We start from the raw sequence: 6,085 nt of genomic DNA, 5'->3' as shown, positions 1-6,085 counted from the left end.
CGTCAGCAGGAGGTTGTTCGGCGGAACGAATGCGATGACGCCGCCACAGCCGACAGTCTCACGCGCCATCTCGCCTGGCTCGACAAGGAGATCGAAGCGCTCGAGGACGGCATTCGCGCCGCCATTGCCGCCGACGAGTCCTTGCGCAAAGCCGAGCGGCGTCTGCGAAGCGTGCCCGGCATTGGTCCCGTCGCCGCCGTCACCTTGTTGGCGCTGATGCCAGAACTTGGGCGCCGCTCGCCAAAAGCCATTGCGGCGCTCGCAGGGCTTGCGCCCTTCAACAACGATAGTGGAAAGCGTCGTGGTCAGCGCATGATCAAAGGCGGGCGGACGCGTGTGCGCAAAGCCCTCTACATGGCGGCGCTGGCCGCCGCCAATTCGAAGACGCGTTTGGGCGATTTTGCCCGCAAACTACGCGCCGCCGGAAAACCGCCAAAACTGGTTCTCATTGCGCTCGCACGAAAAATCCTCGTTATTCTCAATGCCATCTGCCGCGAAAATGCGTCCTTCGCATGCTAACCAATACACAGTTGCCCGATCGCGCGCGATGCGCGGCGCGCGATGCGCGGGTCGGGAATGACATTCGGCGAGATCTTCATGGCCACTCTTGTTCTACAGACGATCGGCTCTGTCGCCGGCGGCGCGGTTGGCGGACCTGTTGGTTCCTCTATCGGCCGCGTGCTCGGCGGCTTTGGCGGCTCCTTCGTCGACGCAGCGCTGCAACCGCATGCATCGCCGCGCTATTCCATCGGCCCGCGGCTGAAATCGATGGACGGGATCACCTCAACGGAAGGCGCCGGCGTGCCGCGAATCTACGGCCGCGCGCGCATCGGCGGACAGATGATCTGGGCGACGCGCTTTCTCGAACGCGTCAACGTCTCTTTCGAACAGACGCAGCATCAGGGCAAAGGCGGCGGCGGCGGCTCTCAGAACATCCATTTCACCTATTCCTATTCGGCGAGTTTTGCGATCGGCCTGTGCGAAGGGCCTGTCGCCTTCGTGCGACGCATCTGGGCCGACGGCTCAGAGATCGACATGACGACGCTGCCGATCCGCATCCATTTCGGGAACGAGAATCAGGAGCCAGATCCGCTGATCGTCGCCAAGGAAGGGGCGGAGAACGCGCCCGCTTATCGCGGCCTCGCCTATATCGTTTTCGAGGATCTGGCGCTCGCGGCCTTCGGCAATCGCATTCCGCAATTCACCTTCGAAGTCGTGAAGCCCGTCGACGGACTCGGCGCGATGATCCGAGCCGTCGACCTCATTCCCGGCGCGACGGAGGCCGGCTATCACCCTGCCCTCAAGCTCAACTTCTACTCGCCCGGCGCCACGGCGGCGGAAAATCGCCATCAGCTCACCGCAGCGACGGATTGGACCGCGTCGCTCGACGCGCTGCAGGCGCTTTGCCCCAATCTCGAAAGCGTCGCGCTGGTCGTCGCCTGGTTCGGCGACGATCTTCGCGCCGAACATTGCACGATCGCGCCGCGCGTCGACGCCACATTCAAGACCATCGGTCAATTCAACTTCATTCTCGGCGGCTTCTGGCCGCCCGACTGGTCGGTCGCCGGGCTCACGCGCTCCACCGCGCGGCTCGTGTCGCAAATCGAGGGACGCGCGGCCTATGGCGGAACGCCCAGCGACGCTTCGGTCGTCGCCGCGATCGCCGACCTCACGGCGCGCGGCCTCGCGGTGACTTTCTATCCCTTCGTGATGATGGACGTGCCGCCGGGCAATGCGCTGTCCAATCCTTACACGGGCGCCGTCGAACAGCCGGCGTTTCCCTGGCGTGGGCGCATCACCTGCGATCCTTCGCCGGGGCGGCCCGGTTCGCCTGACGCGACCGCGACGGCGGCGGCGCAGCTCGATGCTTTCTTTACGCGCTATCGCGCCTTCATTCTGCATTACGCCGATCTTTGCGTCGCGGCCGACGGCGTCGACGCCTTCCTCATCGGCTCCGAGTTGATCGGCCTGACGCGCGTGCGCTCGGCGCCAGGCGCATATCCCGCCGTCGCGGCGTTGACGACTCTCGCCGCGGACGTGAAAGCGATCCTTGGCCCGCAAACGAAAATTTCTTACGCCGCCGACTGGACCGAATATGGCGCGCATGTTCCTGCAAGCGGCGAAGCGCGCTTCCCGCTTGATCCGCTGTGGGCGTCAAGCGCCGTCGATTTCGTCGGCGTCGACGTCTATTGGCCGCTCTCCGACTGGCGGGACGGCGACGCCCATCTCGACGCGCAGGAAGCGGCGAGCATTTATGATCTCGACTATCTCAAGTCTCGCGTCGCCTCGGGCGAGGCCTATGATTGGCATTACGCCGACGCAAATGCGCGTCTCGCGCAGGAGCGTACGCCGATCAGCGACGGGCTCGGCAAGCCTTGGATCTTCCGCCAGAAGGATTTTCTGTCGTGGTGGTCGCAACCGCATTACGAGCGCGCCGCCGGCGCTGAGCTGACGGAGCCGACGGCATGGGTTCCGCAGTCGAAGCCGATCTGGATCGTCGAGACGGGATGTCCGGCGGTCGATCGCGGCGCCAATGCGCCGAATGTTTTTCCGGACCCGCGCTCGAGCGATGGCGGTCTGCCCTATTTTTCGCGCGACGGCCGCGACGATCTCATGCAGGCGCGATTCATCGAAGCAATGATCGCGCATTTCGATCCGGCGGCGCCCGGCGGCGCCGCGCGCAACCCGACGTCCAGCGTCTACGCCGGGCCGATGGTCGATCCGGCGCGCCTGCACATATGGTGCTGGGATGCGCGCCCCTTTCCGGCCTTTCCGACGCAGACCGACGCATGGAGCGACGCCGCCAATTGGGAAACGGGCCATTGGTTGAACGGGCGACTCGAAGGCGCGCCGCTCGACCGGCTCCTGCCGGCGCTCGCCGGCGCCGTCTCTGCGCCGGAAGTTGTCGCGCAGCGGCCAAACGTCAGCGGCTTTCTCGACGGCTATGTGCTGGAGCGGCCGATGTCGCCGCGCGAGGCGATCGATCCGCTTGCCGCACTTTATGGATTCGACGTCGTGGCGAGCGCGGGCGCCTTGCGCTTCGTCGATCGGCGCGGGAAGCCGGCGTGCGAAATTGACGAAGACGATCTCGTCGCCGGCAAAACCGCGTCGCTCGTGACGCTGGCGCGGGCGCAGGAAAGCGAACTGCCGCAGGAGATCGCGCTTTCCTTCTGCGATTCCGAAAACGACTTTCAGATGGCGCGAGTCTTGTCCCGCAAACTCGAGGGCCGCTCGGCGCGCCAGAGTGAAGCGCAAGCCGCGGTGATGACGAATCGCGCCAATGCGCAGTCGCTTGCGGAGAGCTGGCTGCAAGACGTGTGGATCGGACGCGAAACCGCGAGTTTGCGCTGCGGCCTGGCCTTCTCGCCTTGCAGCCCGGCGATCTGGTGCGGCTCGGCGCAGCCGGCGGCGGCCGGCTGTTTCAAATTCAGCGCATCACGGACGGCGCCGCGCGACAGGTGAGTGCGCGCGCGGCGGACGCTTCCGTCTATGACACGGCCGCGCCGCTGCTTGGACGCGCGAATGTCGTCTCACCCAAGATCGTCGGACCGCCGAGAGTCGAAATTCTCGACCTTGCGCTCTGGCGCGACGAAGAAGCGCTCTCCTATGTCGCGGCCTTCGCCGATCCCTGGCCCGGTCCGCTCGCAATCTGGAAGATGACGTTTCAGGGCGGCTATGAGCAGGCCGGCGTCATCGACAAGCGCGCGATGATCGGCGAGACGCTCGACGTCCTGCCCGCCGGTCCTGTCGGACGTTTCGACAATGGAAGCAGCCTCACTGTCAGGATCGGCGCCGGGCAACTTTCGTCCGTCGGAGATCTCGCCGCGCTCGCCGGACGTTCGGCGATGGCGATTCGCGTCGACGGCGACTGGGAGATTTTCGCTTTCGCGCATGCCGAGCTGATTGGCGAAAAGACATATCGACTGTCACGCCTCATTCGCGGCCTCGGCGGCGAAGAACATCTCGCCAAGCGCGATGCGCCAGCCGGCGCGACCGTCGTGCTGCTCAATGACGCCCTCGCGCCGCTCGCGCGCAAGGTCGCCGAAATTGGCGCGCCGATGACCTATCGCATCGGCCCGGCGGATCGCGACTATGCGGAGCCGATCTTTGTTCAGCCGACGGTCGCCGCGACAAACAAGGCGTTGCGCCCCTACGCGCCGACGAAAGCGCGCGCGCGGCGCACGTCGGCCGGCGTCGTCATTGAATTCGTGCGGCGTGGACGCCTCGACTCTGACGCCTGGGAGGCGCTCGACATTCCGCTCGGCGAGGCGAGCGAATCCTATGAAGCCGATATCTCGCTGCCGGCCAGCGGAACGCGCACGCTCACCACCGCCGCAACAGCGATCCTTTATTCCGCCGCCGCAGAACTGGCCGATTTCGGCGCGCCACAAAGCGAACTGACGCTCTCGCTTTATCAGATGAGCGCGACGGTCGGACGAGGATTCCCGCTGACGACGACGCTTCCCATCCAATAGGTAAAACGATGACGCAAACCACGCATCTTGCGCTGCCTTTCATCGAGGCGTCGCAAGCGCAGAAGCACGTCACGCATAATGAAGCTCTGGCGCTGATCGACGCGCTGACGCAGCTTTCGGTCTCTGCGCGAGACGTGACGTCGCCCCCCGCAACGCCGGTGGAAGGCGATCGTGTGCTCATCGGCGCGGGTGCGACGGGCGCCTTCGCCGGCAAGAGTGACCAGATCGCGACATTCCTCGCGGGCGGCTGGACCTTCCTTTCCCCGCAAGCCGGTTGGCGCGCTTATGTCGAAGCGGAATCGCTTCTGCTGCTCTATGACGGCGCGGGATGGATTGATTGCGGCCTGTCCTTGCGCCAGCTGCAAAACCTTGCGCTGCTCGGGATCGGCGCGACCGCCGACGGCGCCAATCCGCTGCTCGCCAAACTCAATGCGACGCTCTTCACCGCAACGAGCGTCGGCGAAGGCGGCTCCGGCGATCTACGCTTCGCGCTCAACAAGGAGAGCGCGGCGAAAACCGTCTCGCAGCTGTATGAATCAAATTATTCGGCGCGCGCCGAAACCGGTCTGACCGGCGACGACAACTTCCACGTCAAAGTCTCGCCTGACGGCGCGGCGTGGCGTGAGTCGATCGTCGTCGACCACACGACCGGAGAAGTCGCTTTTCCGAGCGGCGGGCCGACGAAGATCCGCGTCTTCTCGTCGAGCGGCTCCTATACGCCGACGCCCGGGCTGCGTTTTGCCGAAGTGCTGCTTTTTGGCGCGGGCGGCGGCGGCGGCTCCGGGGCGCGAACGGCCGCCGGCGCCGCGGCTTCGGGCGGCGCCGGCGGCGCCGGCGGCGGGCTGGCGCGCGGACGATTCACCGCAGCGCAGATCGGCGCCTCGAAAGCCGTCGCAATCGGCGCCGGCGGAGTCGGCGGCGCGGCGCAGACGACAAACTCCACGAACGGAAACGCCGGTTCTCTCGGCGGCGTCACCGCGTTCGGAACGTTGCTCTTCGCAGGCGCCGGGGGCGGCGGCGCGGGCGGGCAGATCGGCGGCGCCTCGGGTGGCGGCGGCGCTGGCAGTCAGTGCTCGTCGGGCCTCTCCGGTTCCGGCGGAACTGGCGGGGTTGGCTCCTTTGGCGTGGGCACGGGCGGCGCAGGCGCCGTTGGCGGCGCGGGTTCGCATTTTTTTGGCGGCAGCGGCGGCGGCGGATGCAACGCCGCCGGTTCGACGGCGGGCGCCGGGGGCTCGTGCCTCTACAACGGGCCCTCCGGCGGCGGCGCCGGCGGCGGGATCACCGCCGCCAACGCCGCAGGAAATGGCGGCGCGGGCGGCATCGTCTATGTCAACGGATTGCCCATCGCCGGCGCAGCGGGAATCGCCGGCGGCGTCGTGAATGGCGGCGCAGGCGGCTCCTGGGTCGCAAGCGCCGGCCCGTTTGAACAGGGCGGCGGCGGTGGGGGCGGCGGCGCTTCGAGCCTCACCGCGCCTGGCGCAGGCGGCGTCGGCGGTCTTGCTGGCGGAGGCGGCGGAGGCGGCGGCGCCGTCCAGAACGGCGCGAATTCCGGCGCCGGCGGCAATGGCGGGGACGGCTACGCCATCATCTTTGAATTCTTCTGATTGAAG

General features: G+C 66.7%; 2 protein-coding genes and 1 pseudogene. All 3 read left to right on the top strand.

Translation table 11 applies throughout. The features are described 5' to 3' along the window. Positions 1-519, top strand: a 519-nt coding sequence (locus tag IYX23_RS13495; RefSeq protein WP_196398852.1) for a transposase, incomplete at its 5' end; no start/stop codon positions are given. A 78-nt stretch (positions 520-597) separates the two neighbouring features. Then, positions 598-4,475 (top strand): annotated as a pseudogene (locus IYX23_RS13490) (glycoside hydrolase/phage tail family protein). An 8-nt stretch (positions 4,476-4,483) separates the two neighbouring features. After that, positions 4,484-6,079, top strand: a complete 1,596-nt coding sequence (locus IYX23_RS20515) for a DUF2793 domain-containing protein (protein ID WP_196393999.1) — start codon at positions 4,484-4,486, stop codon at positions 6,077-6,079. Positions 6,080-6,085: the final 6 nt, after the last annotated feature.

Origin of the sequence: Methylocystis sp. L43, from assembly GCF_015709525.1 — a bacterium.
GTDB lineage: Bacteria > Pseudomonadota > Alphaproteobacteria > Rhizobiales > Beijerinckiaceae > Methylocystis.
This window is presented reverse-complemented; position numbering and strand designations above follow the sequence as displayed.

What these genes read in the sequence shown, in the direction of transcription:
- IYX23_RS20515 (WP_196393999.1), top strand. Translation starts at nt 4,484, where the DNA reads ATGACGCAAACCACGCATCTTGCGCTGCCTTTCATCGAGGCGTCGCAA.